This window comes from Lysobacter antibioticus (assembly GCF_000731095.1).
GTDB classification, from domain to species: domain Bacteria; phylum Pseudomonadota; class Gammaproteobacteria; order Xanthomonadales; family Xanthomonadaceae; genus Lysobacter; species Lysobacter antibioticus_B.
Map to the genome: position 1 here is coordinate 1 of NZ_JMTZ01000070.1, position 21,131 is coordinate 21,131.

The window sequence follows — 21,131 nt, forward strand, 5'->3', positions numbered from 1 at the left end:
CAAAGCAGATCAAAATCTCGGCAACGGCAACGGCAACGGCAACGGCAACGGCAACGACGAGCGCGATTGCCGGGACTTGGTTTTAGGGTAGGAGCGGCGCGAGCCGCGACCGAGAGGCTTCGATCTCGCGGCGCTGCCGTCTGTCGCTATTGTAGAAGCCGCGCCCTACTGGATTTCCTTCGGTCATAAGCCGCGACCCCGCAGAGGCGCTGTCGGCTCGGCGTGCTGCGGCTCCCGCTCGGTCCGTGCCGCGCTCGCGCTCAGGGTTCCCGCAACGCCGGCAGCAGCGGGGCGATATCGCCGTCGTTGTGCGCGGCAGGGATGCCGATCAGGCGCGCCAGCAACGGGTACACGTCGACGTTGTCGATCGCCGGAATCGTCGCGCCACGTTTGAAGGCGGGGCCGCGGGCGACGAAGATCGCGCGCATCGAGGGCAGGGCGGGGTCGAATCCGTGCGAGCCTCGCGTTTGCCCGAGGCCGTCCTTGGGCAGTTTCTCGCGTTCGATCGCATCCCAGCCTTCGTGCATCTGGCAGACGATCGGCGGGACCCGCGGGTGACTGCCGTAATGCCAATGCTCGGGCAGTTCGGCCTTGCGCCAGCAGTCGTAGGTCACATGAGGGCCGAGCAGGCGTTGTTCGACTTCGGCTTCGTGGCCGCGGTTGGGGCTGATGCCGATCGACTGGCCGAGCGAAGTCACCACCGCTTGTTCCGGGGTGACCATGTCTTCGACCGCGATGCGCTGGCCCGGGGCGACTTCGGCCATGCCGTGATCGGATACCAGGACGATGTTGACCTGGTCGAGTTGCTTGCGTGCGGCCAGGCCGTCGAGCAGGCGGCCGATGGCGGCGTCGATGCGGGCCAGGGCCTCGCGCACTTGCGGGGAGTTCGGGCCGTGGTCGTGGCCTTCGTGGTCGAGGGCGTCGAAGTACAGGGTCGCCACGTGCGGGCGCGTCGAGGCGGGTTCGCCGAGCCAGGCCAGCACTTCGTCGACGCGGGCGTTCTCGTCGATGGCGGCGTCGAACGGGCGCCAGCGGTTCGGGCGCAGGCCGTGGATCGGCGCTTCGCTGCCTGGCCAGAACAGGGTGGCGCTACGCAGGCCGGCTTTTTGTGCGCCGATCCAGATCGGCTCGCCGCCGTTCCACCAGCGCGTTTCGCCGACGGCGTCGCGGTCGGAAATCTTGAAGCGCCCCAGTTGTTCGTCGCTCATGCTGTTGTGGACGACGCCGTGGTGGTCGGGACGCAGACCGGTGACCAGGGTGTAGTGGTTCGGGAAGGTCAGCGATGGGTACGACGGGGTCATCCACTGCGCGCGCACGCCTTCGCCGGCGAAGCGTTCGATATGCGGGGTCAGGCTGAGCTCGAAATAGCTCGCGCGGAAACCGTCGATCGAGATCAGCAGCAGCGGGATATCGGCCGGCGGCGCCACGCGGGTCGGCGGAGCGCAGGCGGCGAGGACGAGAACGAGCAGGGCGGACGCAGCCGCGGAAAGAATCGAACGCATCGCGACATGATAGCGGCAGCCGGTTGCCGACCGATGTCAGGCCGGCGGCGAGGGCGGCCGTGCGGCGAGCGGCCACAGTCGGCATGGCTTGGGCATGGCTTTGGGCATGATGTTGGGTATCACCCTCGGCATGACTTCCGTCGCTGGCGGGCCGGACGGGGCGGGTCGATAGTGGGGCCTGCCCGCCACCGAGTCGCCGCCATGCGCCCTGTCGTCCGCGCCGCCCGCTTGTCCCTGCCGTTGTCGTTCGCGTTGATCGCGGTAGCGGCCGCGGCGCAGACGCCGCCGAAGCCGCTGCCGGTGGCGCCGCTCAGCGACGACGAATGCGCGGTGTGGGCGCGCGAACTCAGTTTCGCCGCCTCGATCGCCGAGCACGATGCCAAGGCGTTCGCCGCGCATCTGCACGAGCAGGCCGCGTTCGGTTCGGGCAGCCCGCAACCGACCCGCGGCCGCGACGAGATCGCCCAGCGTTGGGCCGGCCTGATCGAGGGCAAGACTCTGCGCCTGCGTTGGTACCCGACCCGGGTCACGATCGGCGGCGCGCGCGATGTCGCCTGGTCGACCGGGCCGGCGCTGTACCAGAAGCTCGAACCCGGGGCCGAGCCGCGTTATTTGATCGGTGCTTATCAGTCGGTCTGGCACCGCGGCCAGGACGGGGTCTGGCGGGTGTTGTTCGACGACGGCCTGGTTCCGCGGCCGGCCACCGAAGCCGAGGCCATGGCCTTCCAGAACGGCCGCCGCGAGGCCTGTCCGCAAGGCTGACACGCGCCTAAACGGCCGGCGCCCGGGCAGGTTCCCGCGCCGCGGTGGAAGCGTATCGTGGCTTGGCACACTAGTCGAAGCTCGTATCGAAGCCCGTGCCCGTTCACAGGAGCTGCCCATGAAACGTCTGATGTTCGCTGCGCTGCTGAGCGCTTTCGCGTTCGCAGCGACCGCGCAAACCACCGCCGCGCAGCTCGATGCCCAGGTCGAGGCGAAGGCTTCCGTGCCCGCCGTCGCAGAAGTCGATGCCCAGGCCGACAGCCGCCTGGCGGCGAAGACCGAGCAGCGCAAACACGACCCGAATTGCCTGCGTCACACCGGTTCGCGCCTGCAGCCGCGCGGCAAGGACGGCTGCATCGGCGGCGCCGGCCGCAGCTACAGCCGCGACGACCTCGACCGCACCGGCGAAGTCGACGTAGGCGAAGCGCTGCGCAAGCTCGACCCGCGCCTGTACTGAGCGCGTCCGAGCGCAGCGCGGATCGCGTAACGGTTCCGGTCCGGACGAGAGTCCGGGCCGTCCTGAAGCCCGGCCTCGTGCCGGGCTTTTTTGTATGCACGATGCCCGACCTCGTTCCGGGCTTTTTTGTGCGCGCCTGTCAGGTGCCGATGCCGTCGAGCAACCGCTGCAACGAGGCCTCGTAGAAGCGGCGGAACTCGCGTTCGTCGTAACTGAAGCGGCCGGCGCGATACAGCGCGATCAAACCGTGGGTATGCGCCCACAAGCTCATCGCGATGTCCCAGGCATCGCCCGCACGCAGGCGGCCGGCCTGCTGCGCTTCGATCACCACATCGGCGACCACGTTCAAGGTCGGCGAACGGCGCGCGCGGAAATCCTCCGGGAACCTTCGCGCCTGTTCGCGCCGCATCGAGAACGCATGGTCGAACAGATGCGGATGGGCCAGGGCGTAGTCGAGGTAGATGCGTTGCACTGCGAGCAGGCGCGCAATCACGTCGCTGCCGTCGTTGCGCGCGCTCCAGTGGCGGGCGATCTCGTGGAAGCTGTCGTCGCTGATGCGTTGCAGCAGGGCTTCGCGGTTCGGGAAGTGGCGATAGATCGCCATCGGCGTGATGCCGACCGCCTTGGCGATGGCGCGCATGGTCACCGCGTCGACGCCGCCGCGCTCGAACAGGGCGCGGGCGGCGCGCAGGATGCGTTCGGCGGTGGCGGGCGCGCTCATGTATACATCGTATACATTTTCCTGCCGATGCGGCAAATCGGGGCGGAATATGCGCTTGCCGGCGGCTGGCGGCGGTCGCGGCGCTGGCTAGGGCGCCGATCGCGGCGGGATAATTCTTATCTCTCAAGCAGATCGGAATCGCCATGTCCGCCGCCACCCGCAACGATCCCAGCCGCGTCGTCCGCGCCCCGCGCGGCAGCGAAAAGAGCTGCAAGTCCTGGCTCAGCGAAGCCGCGTTCCGCATGATCCAGAACAACCTCGACCCGGACGTGGCCGAGAACCCGGCCGAGTTGGTGGTCTACGGCGGCATCGGCCGCGCCGCGCGCGATTGGGAATCCTTCGATGCGATCCTCAAGTCGCTGCGCGAGCTCGACGACAGCGAAACCCTGCTGATCCAGTCGGGCAAGCCGGTCGGCATTTTCCGCACCCATGCCGACGCGCCGCGCGTGCTGTTGGCCAATTCCAACCTGGTGCCGCACTGGGCGACCTGGGAGCACTTCAACGAGCTCGATAAGAAGGGCTTGATGATGTATGGCCAGATGACCGCCGGCAGTTGGATCTACATCGGCTCGCAAGGCATCGTCCAGGGCACTTATGAAACCTTCGTCGAGATGGGCCGCCAGCATTACGGCGGCAGCCTGGTCGGCAAGTGGATCCTGACCGCGGGCCTGGGCGGCATGGGCGGCGCGCAGCCGTTGGCAGCCTCGTTGGCCGGCGCGTGCTCGCTCAACATCGAATGCAAGCAGAGCAGCATCGACATGCGCCTGCGCACGCGTTACGTCGACGAGCAGGCCACCGACCTCGACGACGCGCTCGCGCGCATCGCCAAGTACACCGCCGCCGGCGAAGCCAAGTCGATCGCCTTGCTCGGCAATGCCGCGCAAGTGCTGCCCGAGCTGGTGCGCCGCGGCGTGCGTCCGGACGCGGTCACCGACCAGACCAGCGCCCACGATCCGGTCCACGGCTACCTGCCGATCGGCTGGACGGTCGATAAGTGGCTGAGCGAACAGAAGAACAACCCCGAAGGCGTGCGCGACGCCGCCAAGAAGTCGATGCGCGTGCACGTCGAGGCGATGCTGGCGTTCCAGCAACAGGGCATTCCGACCTTCGACTACGGCAACAACATCCGCCAGATGGCGCAGGACGAAGGCTGCAGCAACGCCTTCGATTTCCCCGGCTTCGTGCCGGCCTACGTGCGGCCGCTGTTCTGCCGCGGCGTCGGCCCGTTCCGCTGGGTCGCGCTGAGCGGCGATCCCGAGGACATCTACAAGACCGACGCCAAGGTCAAGGAACTGATTCCCGACGACGAGCACCTGCACCGCTGGCTCGACATGGCGCGCGAGCGCATCAGCTTCCAGGGCTTGCCGGCGCGCATCTGCTGGGTCGGCCTGGGCCTGCGCGACAAGCTCGGCCTGGCCTTCAACGAGATGGTGCGCAACGGCGAGCTGAAGGCGCCGGTGGTGATCGGCCGCGACCACCTCGACAGCGGCTCGGTGGCCTCGCCGAACCGCGAGACCGAGGCGATGAAGGACGGCAGCGACGCGGTCAGCGACTGGCCCCTGCTCAACGCCATGCTCAACGTCGCCGGTGGCGCGACCTGGGTCTCGCTGCACCACGGCGGCGGCGTGGGCATGGGGTATTCGCAGCACTCCGGCGTGGTCATCGTCTGCGACGGCAGCAAAGAAGCCGACCAGCGTATCGCCCGCGTGCTGTGGAACGACCCCGGCACCGGCGTCATGCGCCATGCCGATGCCGGCTACGAGATCGCCCAGCAGTGCGCCAAGGAGCGCGGGCTGAAGCTGCCGATGCTCTGATCGCCATCGATCGGCCCAGCCGATCGGGCAAGACGGAAAACGGCCCGGATTCCGGGCCGTTTTCGTTGCACGACCGCCTGCTCAGTCCGCCGGCGACCACTCGACTTCGAACAGATGCAGTTGGCCCGGAAAAGCCTCCTGCTCGGACACGGCCGGGCGAAATTCGCCGCGCATCTTCAGGGCCTGCGCCGAGCGACGCTCGATCTCGCCATTCAACAGCTGCCGGAGTTCGTTGTAGCGCGGATCGTAGTGACCATAGGACGGGTGCGATTCCCGGAGCACGCGGCCGGCGTGGAAATCCGCTTCCCAGCGCCGCCAGATCGCCCACTCTTCCTGGGCCAGGGCGAAGGTGCCCTCGTCGAACGGAGTCAGCACGAAGCTATCGGTGTAGGCGTATTCGTGCTCGTCGTAGACGCAGCTGAAGTGGAAGGGGCGGCCGCCGCAATCGGCGATGCCGCTGCGCGGCCCTTCCCAATACTCCCAGATCATGTGCACGCGTTCGTAGGCCATGTCGTCGCCGTGTCGGAGGAGTCGAGCGAAGGCCGGTGCGTCGTCGGTCTTCGCCATTGAGGCCATGATACGAGGCGGATCCGATGCGATGAACCCGCAGCGGCGCGCTATGCGGCCAGACCAGAACTCGCCGCTTGCAGCCTTTGCGATCGCCGCAGCGCACGACGCGCGAGCGGCCCGGTTCCCCGGGCCGTTCGTGATTCGCAGTCGGATTCGCGATGGCGGCGCCGGGCTGCGCTGTTCAGCCCGGGATCGTCGGCTCGACCAACCGCTCCAACAGGGTCAGCGACTCCTGCCAGCCGAGGTGGCACTGCTCGGCCGGGATCACGTCGGGGATGCCTTCCTGCACGATCTGCACATCGGTGCCGCAGGACACCGCGCGCAATGTGATCGTGGTCACCATGGTGCCGGGCAGGTTGGGGTCGTCGAAGCGGTCGTCGTGGACGATGCGTTCGTTCGCTACCAGCTCCAGATAGGTGCCGCCGAAAGCGTGGCTGCCGCCGCTCGAGAAATTGGTGAAGGCCATGCGGTACTTGCCGCCGACCCGCGCATCCAGCTCGTGCACGGTGCAGGTGAAGCCGTCCGGCGGCAGCCATTTCGCCAAGGCGGCGGCATCGAGGAAGGCGCGGTAGATGCGCTCGGGCGGGGCGGTGAAAACGCGATGCAAACGGACGGTGCCGGTCATGGGTAATCTCCGTAACGAGGTGAAGCCCTCACTGTGTCCGACGAACGCGAGGGGCCTGGATCGACATTCGCATCGGATCGCCTCGCGGACGGCCGCGAGGCGGCGGCGCGCGGGTTCAGGTTGTAGCGCACAGGGCAGGGAAGAGGAAAGCCGGCGCTGTGTCGATCTGTAGTCCTGCGGTTCGTCGTACTGTTGTCACTGGCGTATCGGGCAGGTCGCCCTATCATCCGTCGGTGCGACCCAACAGGAGCACGCGATGAGTCAAGAACCCACAGCCGCCCTGGCCGAGCCGGTGCCGCACACGCTTTGGAGCGACCTGCGCGACGCCGTCCGCGGCACCGATGCGGACTACACCAAGATCCCCTTGCGGCGCGCGGTGTTCCTGCTCGCGGTGCCGATGGTGCTGGAGCTGGTGCTGGAGTCGACCTTCGCCGTGGTCGACATCTTCTTCGTCGCCAAGCTGGGGCCGTCGGCGGTGGCGACGGTGGGCCTGACCGAGAGTTATCTGTTCCTGCTGTATGCGCTGGCCATGGGCCTGGCGATGGCGGTGACCGCGGTGGTGGCGCGGCGCATCGGCGAGGGCAAACGCGAGGACGCGGCGATCACCGCGGTGCAGGCGATCTTCATCGCCGTGCTGGTGTCGTTGCTGCCGGCGCTGGCCGGCATCTTCTACGCCCAGGACCTGTTGCGGCTGATGGGCGCGGACGCCTGGAGCATCGAGCACGGCTATCGCTACACCCAATGGATGCTCGGCGGCAACGCGGTGATCATGCTGCTGTTCGTCATCAACGCGATCTTCCGCGGCGCCGGCGACGCGGCCATCGCGATGCGCGTGCTGTGGTTGTCGAACGGCCTCAATATCCTGCTGTGCCCGCTGCTGATCTTCGGCCTCGGGCCGGTGCCGGCGCTCGGCATCGAGGGCGCGGCCATCGCCACCAACATCGGCCGCGGCATCGGCGTGCTGTTTCAGCTGTGGGTGTTGTTCCGCGGCGGCAAGCACATCCGGGTGACGCTGGCGCAGTTCGTCTGGCGCGGCGCGATGCTGTGGAACATCGTGCGCACCTCGCTCGGCGGCGTCGGCCAGATGATCGTGGCGATGACCTCGTGGATATTCCTGATGCGCATCCTGGCCAGCATCGGCAGCGAGGCCGTGGCCGGAGCGACCATCGCCATCCGCATCATGATGTTCACGATGATGCCGGCCTGGGGCATGTCCAACGCCGCCGCGACCCTGGTCGGCCAGAACCTCGGCGCCGGCCAGCCGGAGCGCGCCGAAGCCTCGGTGTGGCATATCGGCTGGTACAACATGGCCTACCTGGTCGTGGTGTCGGTGCTGTTCTTCCTCTTTCCGACGCAGTTGGTCGCGTTCTTCACCGACGACCCGCAGGTGGTGACGATCGGGGCCGAATGGCTGCGCATCCTGTCCTACTCGTTCTTCATCTACGGCTGGTGGATGGTGACGGTGCAGGCCTTCAACGGTGCCGGCGACACGATGACGCCGACCAAGATCAACGTGGTGTTTTTCTGGTTGATCCAGATTCCGCTGTCCTACGTGCTGGCGATCACCCTGGACTGGCAGCACTCGGGCGTGTTCTGGGGCGTGTTCGTCTCCGAAACCTCGGTCGGCGTGTTCACGCTGTGGCTGTTCACCCGCGGGCGTTGGAAAACGGCGCAGGTGTAGCGGCGGGCGCCGTCATCCGCGATGGATCGCGCAGGCCGATGCCTGCGCGATCACGCGCCGGAATGCAGATACCAATACGCCGCCGCGCAGGCGGCGATGAAGGCGAGCCAGGCGAGGCCTCCGGCCCAAGCGAACAAGGGGTGATTCGGTGCCCGTGTGCGCAGCAGCGGAAACAACAGCAACCAGCCGGTCCAGTAAGACAGCGTCCGCATCGCTTTCCACGCCAGCTCGAGACCGGCCTCGAACACGCTGCGCAGGGCGAATTCCCCCAGGAAATCCAAGGCCATGCACGGCTCCCTCCGTGGTTGTCCAAGCGCCGAGCATAGAGGCGGGTCGGGGCGGCGGAATGAGCGCCGGCTGAAGCGCTCCGGCTCTGCGGTCAGGGCCGGCCGGGATCAGCGGTCCGACCACACCGCCAGTTCGTAGCCGTCCGGGTCGATGAAGTGGAAGCGGCGGCCGCCGGGGAATTCGTGGCTGGCCACGATCTTCGCGCCGGCGGCTTCGACGCGGCCTTGCGCCTGCGCGAGGTCGTCGGCGTACAGCACGATCAAGGCGCCGCCCGGGCGCGGCGCGCCGTGGGTGCTGAAGCCGCCCTTCATGCGGCCGTCGTCGAACTCGCAGTAGTCCGGGCCGTAGTCGGTGAAGCTCCAGCCGAACGCCGCGCCGTAGAAGGCCTTGGACGCGGCGATGTCGGCGACGGTGAATTCGATGTAGTCCAGGCGCAGGTTGCGGTCGGAAGCGGTCATGGCGGTTCCTGTCGGGAGGGGAATGGCGAATCAGCCGGCCGGGCGCGGACGGACTTGTTCGGTGAGGAATCCGCTCAGCGCGCGGCGGAATTCCGCCGAGTCCGCGGCGTTCGTATGGTCGCGCGCGGGAACGATCAGCAACTGCTTGCGGCCCTCGGGCTGCGGCGTCGCCTGGTACAAGGCTTCGGCGAAGCGCGGCGGCGTGGCGGTGTCGTTCTCGCCGGCAACGAACAGCACGGGCTCGTCCAGGGCGGCTACGACTTGTTGGTTGCCCTGGCCGGCCAAGGCGCCCGCCGGTGCGACGCGCCGCACCAGGATCCGCGCCCACAGCTTCTGCCGAGAGCGCATGTACGCGCCCCAGTCCTCGAAGTTGGTCACCGAGCTTTCCAGGATCAAGCCGTCCAACTGGCGCGCCGCGGCGACCTGGCCGGCCATGAAACTGCCCAGCGAATGGCCGTGCACGATCAGCGGCACGGCGCCCAGCTCGGGCTCCGCGCGCAGGCTGTCGTAGACGGTGGTCGCGTCGGTCAGCAAGGCCTCCAGCGAGGCCGTGCCGGTGCTGGCGCCATAGCCGCGGTGATCGACCAGGACGAAGTTGACCGGCGCTTCGGCATAGGCCTTTGCGCTGGTCGCGGCATGCTTGGCCACGGTGTAGCCGTTGCCGCCGAAATACAGCACCGTGGCGACCGCGTCGCTGCGCAGGAAACGCAGCGAATACAGCTGCGCTCCGTCGGCGGCGGCGATGCGGGTTTCCTCGATGCGGTAAGCCGGAAGCTGGGTGCGCAACGCGGCCAGATCGGCCGAGGGCGCCGCGCGCGGGATCACGATGTTGTCCTCGCGCACGTGCCAGGTGCAGGCGGACAGGCCGACGACGAGCCACAAAGAACACAGACGACGGACGAACTGCATCGGATCCTCCTTGAGTTGATGGTGCCTTGCCGGCAAGCCGCAGATGATGCCGTTGGCAAGATTGTCATGTATCGCGGCTCGCGTGAGCGAAACAAAGCGGGCCGATTCGACACGGCGATGTTGCGGCGAACCGGCTGCCCCGATATCGGCCGTGTCGACATCGGCCGTGTCGAGTCCGTGCAGAAGCGTCGCGCCAACGAAAAAGGCCGCCGGTTTCCCGGCGGCCTTCGCGCACGCGAACGAATCGCAGCTTACTTCGACAGTTCCAGCGCCAGCGAAGAGACCCAGCCCTTGTTGCCGAGTTCGTCTTCGACTTCCCACATCGCACCCTGCTTGGTGCCGGTGGGGTAGAGCATCATGCCCGGGTCGAGCGGACGCACGACCTTGCCGGTGCCGGAGGCGTTGGCGAACAGGCGCGCGGCCTTGACCACGGTGACGGCCTGCTGCGAGTTCGACGCCGAGGGGTTGTCCGACAGACCGCCGAGCTCGGTGACCAGGTTGGTGTAAGCCTGCAGGTAGGCCATGGTGATGACCTGGCCGACTTCGGTGTTGGCATAGCCGGACACGCCGGCGCCGCCGAGACCGCTGCTGCCGAACAGCGCGCCGCTGGCGCCGAAGCCGATGTCGGTCTTCTTGGCGCTGCCTTCGGCCATCGCGACCTGCTCGGACGAGCGCACGTCGGTCACGGTCAGGACCACGTCGGCGGTCTTCTTGCTGAAGTTGAGGTTGCTCGCCACCGCGCCGGCCTTGCCGCCGATCAGGCCGCCGAGCAGGCCGCCGATCGCGTTGCCGCCGGCGTTGCTGTTCTTGGAGATCAGGTCGGGCACCAGCACGTAGTCGGCGGCGCGGACCTGGCCCTTGCCGATGTTGGACTTGTTGCGCAGCTGGCCGCTGGAGGCGAGCTCGCGTTCGCGCATCGCCATGTCCATGCCGGCGCCGCGGTCGACCAGGGTGAAGCAACGCGACTTCTGCACGAACACCTTGATCAGCTTGCTCGGCGCCGGCAGCTGCTGGCCGCTCCACCAGTTGACCGTGTCTTCCGGCTCGATCACCGAGATCGCGCCCAGGTTTTTCGAGCAGGTCGGAATCTGGTTCATTTTTTCCGCACGCAGATCCTGCGCGCTCTTTCTCTGCGCCCAGGTCGGTGCGGCGCTCAGCGCCATACCCAACCCGATCACGCATGCCACCGCTTGAATTCCCCTGCTTGCCGTCTTCATCGTTTCTTCCTTAATACTGCTTTCCTGTTTGCCGCGACACGATGATCGCGACGCCTGACGGAGTCCGTTCGTCACCCGGCTTGCGCTGCGCGTGCAGCGGGAGGTCGCCGGGGCCCCAGACGAAGTCGGCCGCGACGTATCGCGCCCGAGTGGAGACTCGCCCGCCAATGATAACGTGATCGCCGTTCTATTCAGGTCACCCCACCTGTCCACTCTGACAGGCGGTCGCGGCCGGCGAGACGGGGCTGGCCTACAAGGGGGGTGCCCTGCGCAGCACTGTTCCCCATCGAGTCCACGTCCAACCATGTTGAGCACCCTGGCCGTCGCCAATTACCGGTCCCTGCGCCAGCTCGCGCTGCCGATGGGACGCTTGAACCTGGTCACCGGCGCCAATGGCAGCGGCAAGTCCAATCTCTATCGCGCCTTGCGCCTGTTGGCCGAAACCGCCCAGGGCGGGGTGGTGCCGGCGCTGGCGCGCGAGGGCGGGCTCGGCTCGACCCTGTGGGCCGGCCCGGAAACGATCTCGCCGCGGATGAAGCGCGGCGAGGTGCCGGTGCAGGGTGTGGCGCGCACCGAACCGGTGTCGCTGCGGCTCGGTTTCGCCGGCGACGAATACGGTTATGCGATCGACCTCGGGCTGCCGGTGCCGAGCCGTTCCTTGTTCGCCCACGATCCGGAGATCAAGCGCGAGGTGATCTGGAGCGGGCCGTTCCTGCGTCCGGCCAGCGTGCTGGTCGACCGGCGCGGGGCGATGGCGCGGGTGCGCGACGGTCGTGCCTGGCGCGTGGCGGCCGAGCACCTGAGTCCGTTCGAAAGTCTGTTCGGCCAGATCGCCGACCCGCAGACCGCGCCGGAGGTGCTGAGCCTGCGCGAAACCATCCGCGGTTGGCGCTTCTACGATCATTTCCGCAGCGATGCGCAAGCGCCGGCGCGGCAGCCGCAGTTGGGCACGCGCACGCCGGTGCTGAGCCACGACGGCCGCGACCTGGCCGCGGCCTGGCAGACCATTCGCGAAATCGGCGATCCGCAGGCGCTCGACGCAGCGGTGAGCGATGCGTTTCCCGGCGCGCGCGTGAGCGTGGTCGGCGACGGCGGACGTTTTCTGTTGGAGTTTTCCCAGCACGGCCTGTTGCGGCCCTTGTCGGCTGCGGAATTGTCCGACGGCACCTTGCGTTATCTGCTGTGGATCGCTGCCCTGCACACGCCGCGGCCGCCGCCGCTGATGGTGCTCAACGAGCCCGAGACCAGCCTGCATCCAGACCTGTTGCCGGCCTTGGCGCGGCTGATCGCGCGCGCCGCCACCCGCACCCAGGTCTGGGTGGTCTCGCATGCCTCGCGTCTGATCGCGGCCTTGGAGGCCGAACCGGCTTGCAACACCATCCAGTTGGAAAAGCAGTTCAGCCAGACCGGAGTGGTGGGGCAGGGGATGCTGGATGCGCCGGCGTGGTATTGGCCGGAGCGGTAGGCGAACCAGGTGCACTGGCTTGGCAACGGCGCCGACGGCAACAGCAACAGCAACAGCAACAGCAAATCCCCCCTGGCCCCCCTTTTTCAAAGGGGGGAGCGCTTGGGCTGTTGGCGGTGGGATCCGACGACTGCTTGAGTGGCCGGTTGAGTGGCCGGTTGAGTGGCCGGCTCAGACGGCTTTGCTGTTCCCCCCCTTTGAAAAAGGGGGGCAGGGGGGATTTGCCTTTGCTGTTCCGCTCAAAACGGAGCAGGCGATCCCTCAATCGCGTATTCCAACGACGCGCATGCTCTAACCGCAAACCACCGCCGGGTTGGCCGGGTCCCACGCCACCAACTGCGGAATACGCTCCACCAGCAAGTCGATCGCCGCGCGCGTGCGCAGCGGCAGGTAATGCGTATGCGGCCAGACTGCGTTGATGCGGCTGCCGATGACGCGGTCGGCGTACATCACCATCTGCAGCTCGCCGTTGCGTACGTAACGCGACAGCATCCAGCACGGCAGCAAGGCCAGGCCGGCACCGGCGACCGCGGCGTCGGCGATGGCTTCCAGGTCGTCGAAGCGCAAGCGCGCCTGGACCCGCGGTTCGCGCACTTCGCCATCGTCGTCGCGCAAGCGCCACGCCACGGTATGGCCGTTGCGCCCGTACACGACGGCCTGATGGCCTTCGAATTCGTCGACGTTGCGCGGCCGTCCGCACCGCGCCAGGTACTCGGGCGAAGCGCAGATGCCCAGCCGCTCTTCGGTCAGCTGACGCGCCGCCAAGGTCGAGCTGTCGGGCAAGCGGCCGATGCGGATCGCCAGGTCGTAGCCGTCCTCGACCAGGTCGACGACGCGGTCGCTGAAGGACAGATCGATGTCCAGGCGCGGATGGCGCTGCGCCAGCTCCAGCATCACCGGTGCCACGCAACGGCGGCCGAACTGGACCGATGCGCTGACCCGCAGGCGCCCGCTCGGTTCGCGCCGGCCGCTGTCCAGCGCGGCTTCGGCGGCATCGAGTTCGGCCAGGGCTTTGACGCAACGTTCGTAATAGGCTTGGCCGTCGTCGGTCAGGCTTTGCCGGCGCGTGCTGCGGTTGAACAGGCGCGCGCCGAGCTGCTGTTCGAGCCGGGCGATGCGTTTGCCGATCGCCGAACGGGTCACGCCCAGGCGCTCGGCCGAGACCGCGAAACTGCCGGCCTCGGCGGCTTGGACGAAGGCGACGATGCCGAGCAATCGGTCGTTGACGGCCATATTGGTTCCTATTGCGCTACAGAATGTGGATTAAGAAGAGGCACTGCGGATATGTCGGAAGCGATATCGTAGCGCCACTCGATCGCCCCGGCACCTGTTCCCGACCGCCGGCGGTCGCCTCCCCCCTCAGACATAGAGACAGACATGAAGGCTTATCGCATCGACAGTGGCGCCGGCATCGGCGCGTTGCAGCAGTTCGAGCGCGCGTCCGCGCCGCTGGGCGCCGGCCAGGTACGGATGCGGGTGCGCGCGGTGTCGCTGAACTTCCGCGACCTGATGATCGCCAAGGGCACCTACCTGAGCGAACCGGTCGCGCCGTTCGTGCCGGCCTCCGATGCGGTCGGCGAAATCGTCGAAGTCGGCGCGGACAGCCGCTTGTGGAAAGTCGGCGATCGCGTCGCCACCAGCTTCTTCCCGCATTGGCTGCAGGGCGCGCCGACGCCGTACGCCACCCGCGACGCCTTCGGCGCGGTCGTCGACGGCGTGCTGGCCGAAGAGATCGTGGTCTCCGAGCAGTCCGTGTTCGCCGTGCCCGCGCATCTCGACGACGCCCAGGCCGCGACCCTGACCTGCGCCGGCGTCACCGCCTGGAATGCGATGTTCGTCGAGGCGAAGCTGCAGCCCGGCGCCAGCGTGCTGCTGCTCGGCACCGGCGGCGTTTCGATCTGGGGCCTGCAACTGGCCAAGGCCGCCGGCTTGCAGGCGATCGTCACGTCCTCGAGCGATGAGAAGCTGGTTCGCGCCAAGGCGCTCGGCGCCGATGCGACCGTCAACTACCGCACCACCCCGGAATGGCAGGACGAAGTGCGCGCGCTGACCGGCGGCCGCGGCGTCGACGCGGTGCTCGAAGTCGGCGGCAAGGGCACCTTGCAGCGTTCGATCGATGCCGCCGCGATGGGCGGCACCATCGCCGTCATCGGCGGCGTCAGCGGCTTCGCCGGCGAGTTCGATCCGTTCGCGCTGATCACCGGCGCCAAGCGCCTGTCGGGCATCTACGTCGGCAGCCGCGGCATGGCCGAGGACTTGTCGCGCTTCGTCGGCGTCAACCGCATCGTCCCGGTGGTCGATCGCGTGTTCGGTTTCGACCAGGCGCGCCAAGCCTACGACTATCTCGACGGCGGCGCTCATTTCGGCAAGGTGGTGATCCAGGTCGCCGGCTAAGCCTCGTCCTCTCGGGAATACCTGCGGCGGCCGCGGAACGTTCCGCGGCCGCCGCAGGTATTCCCGAGAGGACGAGGGGCCGCGGAACGTTCCGCGGCCGCCGTTCGCGCGCGCGGCGCCGCGGCTGTCGCGCGACTGCGACTTTTCGCCGATGTGCGGGGCGCGGGCGGTGTGCGATCTTGAGCGCATCGCCGCCAGTCCTCGAACGCGCATGAATACCACCTCCACATCGCCCGCGACCGGCGATGCCGTGCGGATCCGCCGCGCCGGCGCCGACGATGCCGGCGCGCTCGCGCTGGCCGGTGCGGCCACCTTCCTGGAAACCTTCGCCGGCATCCTGCACGGGCGCGACATCGTCGAGCACTGCCGCAAGCAACATGCGCAGGAGGTCTATGCGGATTGGCTGGACGACGCCGGCGCCGCGCTGTGGCTGGCGGAAACGGCCGAAGGCGCGGCCCCGGTCGGCTATGCGGTGATCGCGCCGCCGAAGTTGCCGCTGCACGATCTGAGTGGGGACGACCTCGAACTCAAGCGCATCTACCTGCTCTCGCGTTTCCATGGCGGCGGCGTCGGCCGCGAGTTGATGGAGCAGGCGGTCGCCGAGGCGCGCGTGCGCGGTGCGCGGCGCTTGCTGCTCGGCGTCTATGCCGGCAACGCACGGGCTTTGGCGTTCTATGCCCGTAACGGTTTCGAGCACGTCGGCGAGCGCCGCTTCCAGGTCGGCGGCAATACCTACGGCGACGCCATCCTGGCGCTGGACCTGCGCCGATGAGCGTCCTCGTCGAGCGCCTCAGCGCCGGGCGCATCGAGGCCGCGTTGAGCCTGGACGGCAGTTTCCTGGTCGATTCGCGGCTGAGTCTGCACGCGCGCGACGGCGTCATCGCTTACGAAGCGGTGCCGCTGGCGCCGTACCGCAAGCGTTACGGCGACGAGGCCGACGATGACGACCTGCACGATTATCTCGTCGCCGAGGATCGCATCGCCTTCGTCGCGATCGAGCACGGCGAAGTCGTCGGCCGGGTGCTGGTGTCGACGAACTGGAACGGGTATGCCTTGATCGACGACATCGCCGTCGACGCGGGCCGCCGGCGCAGCGGCGCGGGTGGGGCCTTGCTCGATCGCGCCATCGCCTGGGCGCGCGAGCGCGGGCACCCGGGCCTGATACTGGAAACCCAGGACCATAACGTCGCCGCCTGCCGTTTCTACGAACGCCACGGCTTCGTCCTCGGCGGTTTCGACCGATTCCATTACCGCCACGATGCGCAGGTGAGGCACGAGACCGCTTTGTTCTGGTATCTCGATCTCGCCGCGCAGGTCTGAGCGAGTCGCATGGCCGGCTTGAGAGGCGGCCGCAACGGACTCAATCGCCGGAGTGTTGGCTCGCCAGACCCAGATCCAGGCGCACCAGGCGGCCGAGGCGGTCGCGGCGTTGCGCACGCAGATACCAATGCTGCGCGAGCCGTTCGAGCCGCAGCGGCGGCCGTACCGGTTCGCCCCACAGCGTGAGCTCGTAGTGGCGTTCGTGCAGCCAATAGAGCAGGCGATCGAGCTCGGCCGCATCGTCGGGCAGGCACAGGTCGGCATCGGCGGGCGGACGCGGCAAAGCCTGCGGCCCCTGTTCGAGCCAACGCGCGAAGCTGCCGTACAGCGTGTACTCGAAACCGGCCGCGCGCATCGCTTCGAGTTCGCTGCGGGTGCTGTCGAGGCAGACCGTCTCGGCGACTTTCTGGAAGACCAGCGCGTACTCGTGGCTGCGGTTGCTGCGGGTGGAGGCAGCGGGCAGCGGTTCGACGTCGCGCTCGTAGCACAGCAGCCGTTCTTCGCGCGCCACGAACAGTTCGCCGAGCACGCGGCCCAAGTCCCAGGCCAGCGGCAACATGCGGCCTTCCACGACCACGTTCTCGGCCATCGCGATGCACAAGCCGCCATCGGGCAAGGCCTTGCGCACGGCGTGGAAGATGTCGCGCAGACGCTGCAGGTAAGCGGCGTAGTCGCGTTCGTCGTAGAGCTGGCCTGCGTTTGCGCCGGCCTGCGGCCAGCGACAGCCGAAGTAGGGCAGGCTGGTCAGGCACAGGTCGATCGGGCGCGGGATCTCGACCTGCGGCAGGCCGCCGACCGCGATCGGCGCTTCGACGCCGTGGCGCGCGAGGCGCTCGCGGGCGAGCGCGGCGCGGCCGGCGTCGATTTCGGTGCCGCAGCCGCTGCGGCCTTCGAGCGCGGCGGCGAGCAAGGTCGTGCCGAAGCCGCAGAACGGATCGAATACGCATTGCCCGGGTTGAGAGAAATGCCGCACGAACGGCCGCATCTGGTTGACCCAGCCGCAGTCGCGCCCGGCCAGGCCGTCGCGCTCGCGCAGATCCTCGGGCAGGCGATGCTCGGGCGGATCGGGCGTCAGCACCCACCAACTACGGCTGTCCATGTGCGGGCTCCCAGAGAATGTCGCGGTCGGGCTGCCAACCCGCGCACAGGCGGCCGTTGGCGTGGAAGACGAGTTTGTAGAGATCGCCGCTGGCATGGCGACGGTGCATCGCGGTGTAGTCGGAGGATTCGAACACCACCTCCAGGCCGCGACGCTCGTCGCGCAGTCGCAGGTTCCAGAAGTAATAGCCCTCGGTGATCCGTTGCGGGGTCATCCGCGACCACCACGGTGCGGTCATGCAATCGGCCAGCACCGCTTCGATGGCGACGCGCTCGCGTTCGATGTAGCGGCGGCTGGCGTTGTCGCGATAGTCCGGGCCGAGGCGCGAGAACTCGCGGAAGATCACCGTGCTCGCGCCGCAGCGCTGCGCCCAGTCCAGATAGGCGTCGATACCGGCGGCATCGTCGACGCCGCCGTGTTGGAGGATGCAGACCTGACGCAGCGGCAGCGCGTCGGCGATACCGCGCGCGACACGCTCGAACACAGCGGCATCGGCGATGGCCTCGTGCTCGCGGAAACGCATGATGGCCTGGTTGCGCAAGGGGTCGGGATGGTGGCGCGACAGCTCCACCCAGGACAGCCCGAAGGCTTGCAGCGCGGCGATCAGTTCGGCGCCGCGTCCGCGGGCGAAGCCGGCGCCGTTGCTGTAGAGCACGCGTTCCTCGACGACGACGCCATCGCGTTCGGCCACGGCGAGCGTGTTCAGCAATTGCAGGAACCAGGTCTCGTCGTCGCTGGCCTCCAGCCCCGACAGCGACCACGACAGCGGCACGCCGCGCAGCTGCACCAGCGCCTGCGACAAGCTCGCGAAGTAGTCGGCGCCGGGCCGCAGAGTCTGCGCGAGCGTCCCGCTGTCGAGCGGGCGCAGGGTTTCCGAGCAGAACCGGCACCGCGCCGAGCAGGCGCGCGCCGAAGCATAAGGAGTGAAGGTGATCGGTTGGGCGAAGCGGTAGTCGCGGCCGTTAAAGCGATGCGGATACCAGCGAGTGTGGTCGTCGCCGGGCGCGCGGCGGGCGAGCTGCGGGGTGGCCGCGCGGAGGCGTTCGAACAAGGGCGAAGCGGCGCTGAGGGGCAGGCTGGCCGGATCGGCGGCGGCAAGCCCTTCGAGAGGGGCTGGCATGGGCGGGTCCTGTTTGGGGCGTGCGTGGTCGGGTGGTCGAGAGCGAGGAGGATGCGGCTACGGCGTGCGCCTTGTAATGACGCACCCGGCAGCAACTCAACCAAGCCTCACCTCAAAGCCGCGCCGCGTTGGCCAGCGCGCGCACCTGGGCGAAGGTCCAGTCGTTGACGATGCGACCGTCCTCCCACACCGTCACCATGGCATCGTCGAAGCCCATGGGCTTGACCGCTTCTTCCAGCGAAGCCGCTTCCGGCGGCACCGGCACGGTCTTGAAGTGGCCGTACTCGCGATGCCGCACCAGGGTCATGCGGCCGCGCTTGCTCGACTTGCCCTTGTCGGTGACCGGGTCCTTGTAGACGTCGATCCATTCGCCGTCGATGCGCGCGGCCGAACACTTGAGCGCGAACTTCTGCGTGTCGCGGTCCAGGCGTTGCAGCAGCGCGCCGCCCATGCCGAAGGCGAGGTTGTCGGTGGCGTAGCCGTAGCTGGTGATGCGTTCGAGGATCGCGCGGATGCTGGTCGGGTTGATGCCGTCGCCCTGGATCACCCGCACGTGGTTGAGCACCTTGTAGCCCTTGCCGTTTACGGTGTGGCCGAAGGCTTCGTCGAGCATGCTCACGCATTGGTGGACGACGTCGACCGGGTCGCCCGAGTCCGGCCGCACCACCAGGGTCGCGCCGGAGGCGATGACTTCATCGCGCAGGGTCTTGCCCCAATGCTCGCGGATCGCGTGGAAGATGTCGTAGCTGTCGGAGACCACGGCCACGATCGCGCCGGGCTTGCCGAACTGGGTCAGCATGTTGCGATAGGCGTCGACCTCGTGCTCGCGGCCCCAACTGGTGATGGTGCTGTGCTCGGCCGCCGGAATCGAATAGCCCGCCATCGGCTCGTGGTAGTAGCGGCGCGCCAACAGCAGGCCGGAGACGGTGTCGGTGCCGAGGAAGTTGACCAGGTGCGCGGCGCCGCCGAACGCCGCCGATTCGGTGCTCGATACGCCGCGCGCGCCGAAGTCGTGCAGCTTGAACGGCAACTGGCCTTCCGGGTCGTCGCTGGTGCGTTCGAGGAACTGGCGGATGGTCTGCTTGGCGTGCCAGCTGATCGTCGCCACGGTTACCGGGTACCACAGCCGCAGCAGCAGGGTTTCCAGATACGACGGCACCCAGTAGGCCTGCGGGTCGGTCGACTCGATCGTCACCAAGGCCTGGTGGGTCGGCACCACCGTGCCCTCGGGCACGGCGCGGATGCGGATCGGCAACAGGCCGCCGTGGGTGTCGACGATGTAACGCCAGCCGGCTTCGTTGAAGGGCTCGCCATGGGCGGCGAACAGGTCGCGCGCCTCGTCGACGTCGGCGTGGGTGACCGGCTTGGCCAGGTACTCCTTGAGGATCGCCTGCAGGCCGAAGAACACGGTGCGGTCGTGCACGCCGCCGCGCGATTCCACATAGAAGAAGGTGGCGTCGGTGCCGGGCGGGTATTGCAGCCAGTGGCTGGCCTTGTAGCTGTCGGTGTTGAGCAGCAGGTTGTCGAGGCATTGCATGACGGGAAGCTCCTTCGCGTCGAGTGTGGCCGGCGGTCTGTCCACCGGCGCGGAAAGCCGGGCGGTCCGGGTGGATCAGCCGCGGCCGAGAAAGTATTCGAGGATGTGCAGATGGTCTTCGTAGAGCTGGGGGCCCATCTCCAGCGCTTCGGCCACCGCGATCCAGCGCGCCTTGTCGGCGTCGTCGCCGCCGCGCACCGGCGGCAGTTCGCCGCTCGGGAAATCGAAGTGGTAGGCGTGGGTGATGGTGCGGCCGCGCGCGCTGCGTTCGGGGTGATCGAACACGCGCTCGCTCTTCAGCGAGCCCTTCAGCACCGGCAGCGGCAGCTTGAGCCGGGTTTCCTCGCGCAGCTCTCGCAGGCAGGCGTCGAGCAGGCCTTCGTGTTGGCCGACGAAACCGCCCGGCAGCGCCCACAGGCCCTTGCCCGGCTCGGCGCGGCGGCGCACCAGCAAGACGTGGCCGGAATGCACCACGACCGCGTCGGTGGTGACGAAGGTCGGCGGGTAGGGCGCATCGGCCCAGGCCGCGCGGTAGTGCTCGATGAACTGGTACTCGGCGACCAATTGGGTGAAGGCCGGCGAGCTCTTGCGGAAGGCTTCGAGCATGTCGAACACCGGGCCGGGCACGTTGGCGCGGATCAGCATCAGGCCGCCGTGGCTGTCGATCTGGTTGGCCTCGAACAGATAGCGGCGCAGCTCGGTCGCCGACAAGGTCGCGGTGTGGCTGACGTCGACCAGCGGCCACTGCGGAAACTCGCGCAGGTAATAGCTGGAGGCGTCCTTGTCCATGCCGATCAGGCCGACCCGCGATTCGCTGCCGCCGCCGTCGTGGCGGACCGCCTCGGCGACGGTACGCTGCACGCTGGCGATCCACTGGCTCTCGTTGTAGAGATGGTCGCGCAACGGCTGCACGATCAGCCGCTCGCCGGCGTCGGCCAGGGTGACCTGGATCATCACCGCGCGCTCGGCGACGGTGAAAGGGTTCTTGATGGTGCGGGGCGTGTCGGCGGAACCGACCAGGAAGATGACCTTGCGGGCCTTGCCCAGCGCGTGGCGGGCGACGGCGGCGTGGCCGTTATGGAAGGGCTCGAAGCGCCCGATGAAAACGAGGTAATCGAATTCGATTGCCATGAGAATCCCTCACGGAGTTGACTCGCCGCCGGTCTGTCCGAGGGCGTGGAGAAAATGCTAC

21 protein-coding genes are annotated in these 21,131 nt (G+C 68.0%); 8 read left to right on the plus strand and 13 right to left on the minus strand.

The features are described from left to right. Positions 1-260: 260 nt before the first annotated feature. The gene (locus EX88_RS0118110) at positions 261-1,502 is read right to left on the minus strand and encodes an ectonucleotide pyrophosphatase/phosphodiesterase (RefSeq protein ID WP_031373403.1); all 1,242 of its coding nucleotides are present in this window, start codon (positions 1,500-1,502) and stop codon (positions 261-263) included. A gap of 201 nt (positions 1,503-1,703) precedes the next feature. Here EX88_RS0118110 and EX88_RS0118115 point away from each other — a divergent pair, with 201 nt between their 5' ends. Together EX88_RS0118115 and EX88_RS23960 are read left to right on the plus strand one after the other, a co-directional pair. Beyond that, positions 1,704-2,264, plus strand: coding sequence for a YybH family protein (locus EX88_RS0118115; RefSeq protein WP_031373404.1), 561 nt, complete (start codon positions 1,704-1,706; stop codon positions 2,262-2,264). A 118-nt stretch (positions 2,265-2,382) separates the two neighbouring features. Beyond that, entirely contained in the window at positions 2,383-2,721 is a 339-nt protein-coding gene (locus EX88_RS23960; RefSeq protein ID WP_051885272.1) for a hypothetical protein, read from the plus strand. Between the two features lie 139 nt (positions 2,722-2,860). Here the strand turns inward: EX88_RS23960 and EX88_RS0118125 are convergent, their stop codons facing one another. Beyond that, positions 2,861-3,442 (minus strand): TetR/AcrR family transcriptional regulator, encoded by a 582-nt coding sequence (locus EX88_RS0118125; RefSeq protein WP_031373405.1) that lies wholly within the window; start codon positions 3,440-3,442, stop codon positions 2,861-2,863. Positions 3,443-3,585: 143 nt separating this feature from the next. Here EX88_RS0118125 and hutU point away from each other — a divergent pair, with 143 nt between their 5' ends. Continuing rightward, positions 3,586-5,256, plus strand: coding sequence for a urocanate hydratase (gene hutU, locus EX88_RS0118130; protein WP_031373406.1), 1,671 nt, complete (start codon positions 3,586-3,588; stop codon positions 5,254-5,256). A gap of 81 nt (positions 5,257-5,337) precedes the next feature. Here hutU and EX88_RS0118135 read toward each other — a convergent pair whose 3' ends face one another. Then, positions 5,338-5,766 (minus strand): hypothetical protein, encoded by a 429-nt coding sequence (locus EX88_RS0118135; protein ID WP_152566350.1) that lies wholly within the window; start codon positions 5,764-5,766, stop codon positions 5,338-5,340. A 241-nt stretch (positions 5,767-6,007) separates the two neighbouring features. Further along, on the minus strand, positions 6,008-6,451 hold the full coding sequence (locus EX88_RS0118140; protein WP_031373408.1) for an SRPBCC family protein: 444 nt from the start codon (positions 6,449-6,451) through the stop codon (positions 6,008-6,010). 256 nt (positions 6,452-6,707) lie between these two features. On the opposite strand from EX88_RS0118140, the gene EX88_RS0118145 reads away from it, so the two are divergent. After that, positions 6,708-8,132 (plus strand): MATE family efflux transporter, encoded by a 1,425-nt coding sequence (locus EX88_RS0118145; protein WP_036149375.1) that lies wholly within the window; start codon positions 6,708-6,710, stop codon positions 8,130-8,132. 50 nt (positions 8,133-8,182) lie between these two features. On the opposite strand, the gene EX88_RS0118150 is transcribed toward EX88_RS0118145, so the two are convergent. The 4 genes from EX88_RS0118150 to EX88_RS0118165 all read right to left on the minus strand — a co-directional run bounded on the left by EX88_RS0118150 (position 8,183) and on the right by EX88_RS0118165 (position 11,004). Continuing rightward, positions 8,183-8,419 (minus strand): hypothetical protein, encoded by a 237-nt coding sequence (locus tag EX88_RS0118150; RefSeq protein ID WP_031373410.1) that lies wholly within the window; start codon positions 8,417-8,419, stop codon positions 8,183-8,185. Between the two features lie 108 nt (positions 8,420-8,527). Beyond that, on the minus strand, positions 8,528-8,878 hold the full coding sequence (locus EX88_RS0118155) for a VOC family protein (RefSeq protein WP_031373411.1): 351 nt from the start codon (positions 8,876-8,878) through the stop codon (positions 8,528-8,530). A gap of 30 nt (positions 8,879-8,908) precedes the next feature. Next, positions 8,909-9,787, minus strand: coding sequence for an alpha/beta hydrolase (locus tag EX88_RS24755; protein WP_051885274.1), 879 nt, complete (start codon positions 9,785-9,787; stop codon positions 8,909-8,911). 251 nt (positions 9,788-10,038) lie between these two features. Further along, positions 10,039-11,004, minus strand: a complete 966-nt coding sequence (locus EX88_RS0118165; RefSeq protein WP_031373413.1) for a CsgG/HfaB family protein — start codon at positions 11,002-11,004, stop codon at positions 10,039-10,041. Between the two features lie 304 nt (positions 11,005-11,308). Here EX88_RS0118165 and EX88_RS0118170 point away from each other — a divergent pair, with 304 nt between their 5' ends. Beyond that, positions 11,309-12,469, plus strand: a complete 1,161-nt coding sequence (locus tag EX88_RS0118170) for an AAA family ATPase (protein WP_031373414.1) — start codon at positions 11,309-11,311, stop codon at positions 12,467-12,469. A gap of 291 nt (positions 12,470-12,760) precedes the next feature. Here EX88_RS0118170 and EX88_RS0118175 read toward each other — a convergent pair whose 3' ends face one another. After that, on the minus strand, positions 12,761-13,702 hold the full coding sequence (locus tag EX88_RS0118175; RefSeq protein ID WP_036149377.1) for a LysR substrate-binding domain-containing protein: 942 nt from the start codon (positions 13,700-13,702) through the stop codon (positions 12,761-12,763). Positions 13,703-13,846: 144 nt separating this feature from the next. On the opposite strand from EX88_RS0118175, the gene EX88_RS0118180 reads away from it, so the two are divergent. From EX88_RS0118180 to EX88_RS0118190, 3 genes are all read left to right on the plus strand, one after another. Then, positions 13,847-14,863, plus strand: a complete 1,017-nt coding sequence (locus EX88_RS0118180) for a zinc-dependent alcohol dehydrogenase family protein (RefSeq protein WP_031373416.1) — start codon at positions 13,847-13,849, stop codon at positions 14,861-14,863. Between the two features lie 211 nt (positions 14,864-15,074). Further along, positions 15,075-15,635 (plus strand): GNAT family N-acetyltransferase, encoded by a 561-nt coding sequence (locus EX88_RS0118185; protein ID WP_051885275.1) that lies wholly within the window; start codon positions 15,075-15,077, stop codon positions 15,633-15,635. Next, entirely contained in the window at positions 15,632-16,183 is a 552-nt protein-coding gene (locus EX88_RS0118190; RefSeq protein WP_031373418.1) for a GNAT family N-acetyltransferase, read from the plus strand. Before EX88_RS0118185 ends, EX88_RS0118190 begins: the two co-directional genes overlap by 4 nt. Before the next feature lie 40 nt (positions 16,184-16,223). On the opposite strand, the gene EX88_RS0118195 is transcribed toward EX88_RS0118190, so the two are convergent. From EX88_RS0118195 to EX88_RS0118210, 4 genes are all read right to left on the minus strand, one after another. Then, positions 16,224-17,282 (minus strand): DNA methyltransferase, encoded by a 1,059-nt coding sequence (locus EX88_RS0118195; RefSeq protein ID WP_031373419.1) that lies wholly within the window; start codon positions 17,280-17,282, stop codon positions 16,224-16,226. Further along, a complete protein-coding gene (locus EX88_RS0118200) occupies positions 17,269-18,402 on the minus strand; it encodes a hypothetical protein (RefSeq protein WP_051885276.1) in 1,134 nt (377 codons plus the stop codon). Before EX88_RS0118200 ends, EX88_RS0118195 begins: the two co-directional genes overlap by 14 nt. Positions 18,403-18,514: 112 nt before the next feature. Beyond that, the gene (locus EX88_RS0118205; RefSeq protein ID WP_031373421.1) at positions 18,515-19,939 is read right to left on the minus strand and encodes a nicotinate phosphoribosyltransferase; all 1,425 of its coding nucleotides are present in this window, start codon (positions 19,937-19,939) and stop codon (positions 18,515-18,517) included. A gap of 75 nt (positions 19,940-20,014) precedes the next feature. Continuing rightward, positions 20,015-21,070, minus strand: coding sequence for a bifunctional nicotinamide-nucleotide adenylyltransferase/Nudix hydroxylase (locus tag EX88_RS0118210; RefSeq protein WP_031373422.1), 1,056 nt, complete (start codon positions 21,068-21,070; stop codon positions 20,015-20,017). Positions 21,071-21,131: the final 61 nt, after the last annotated feature.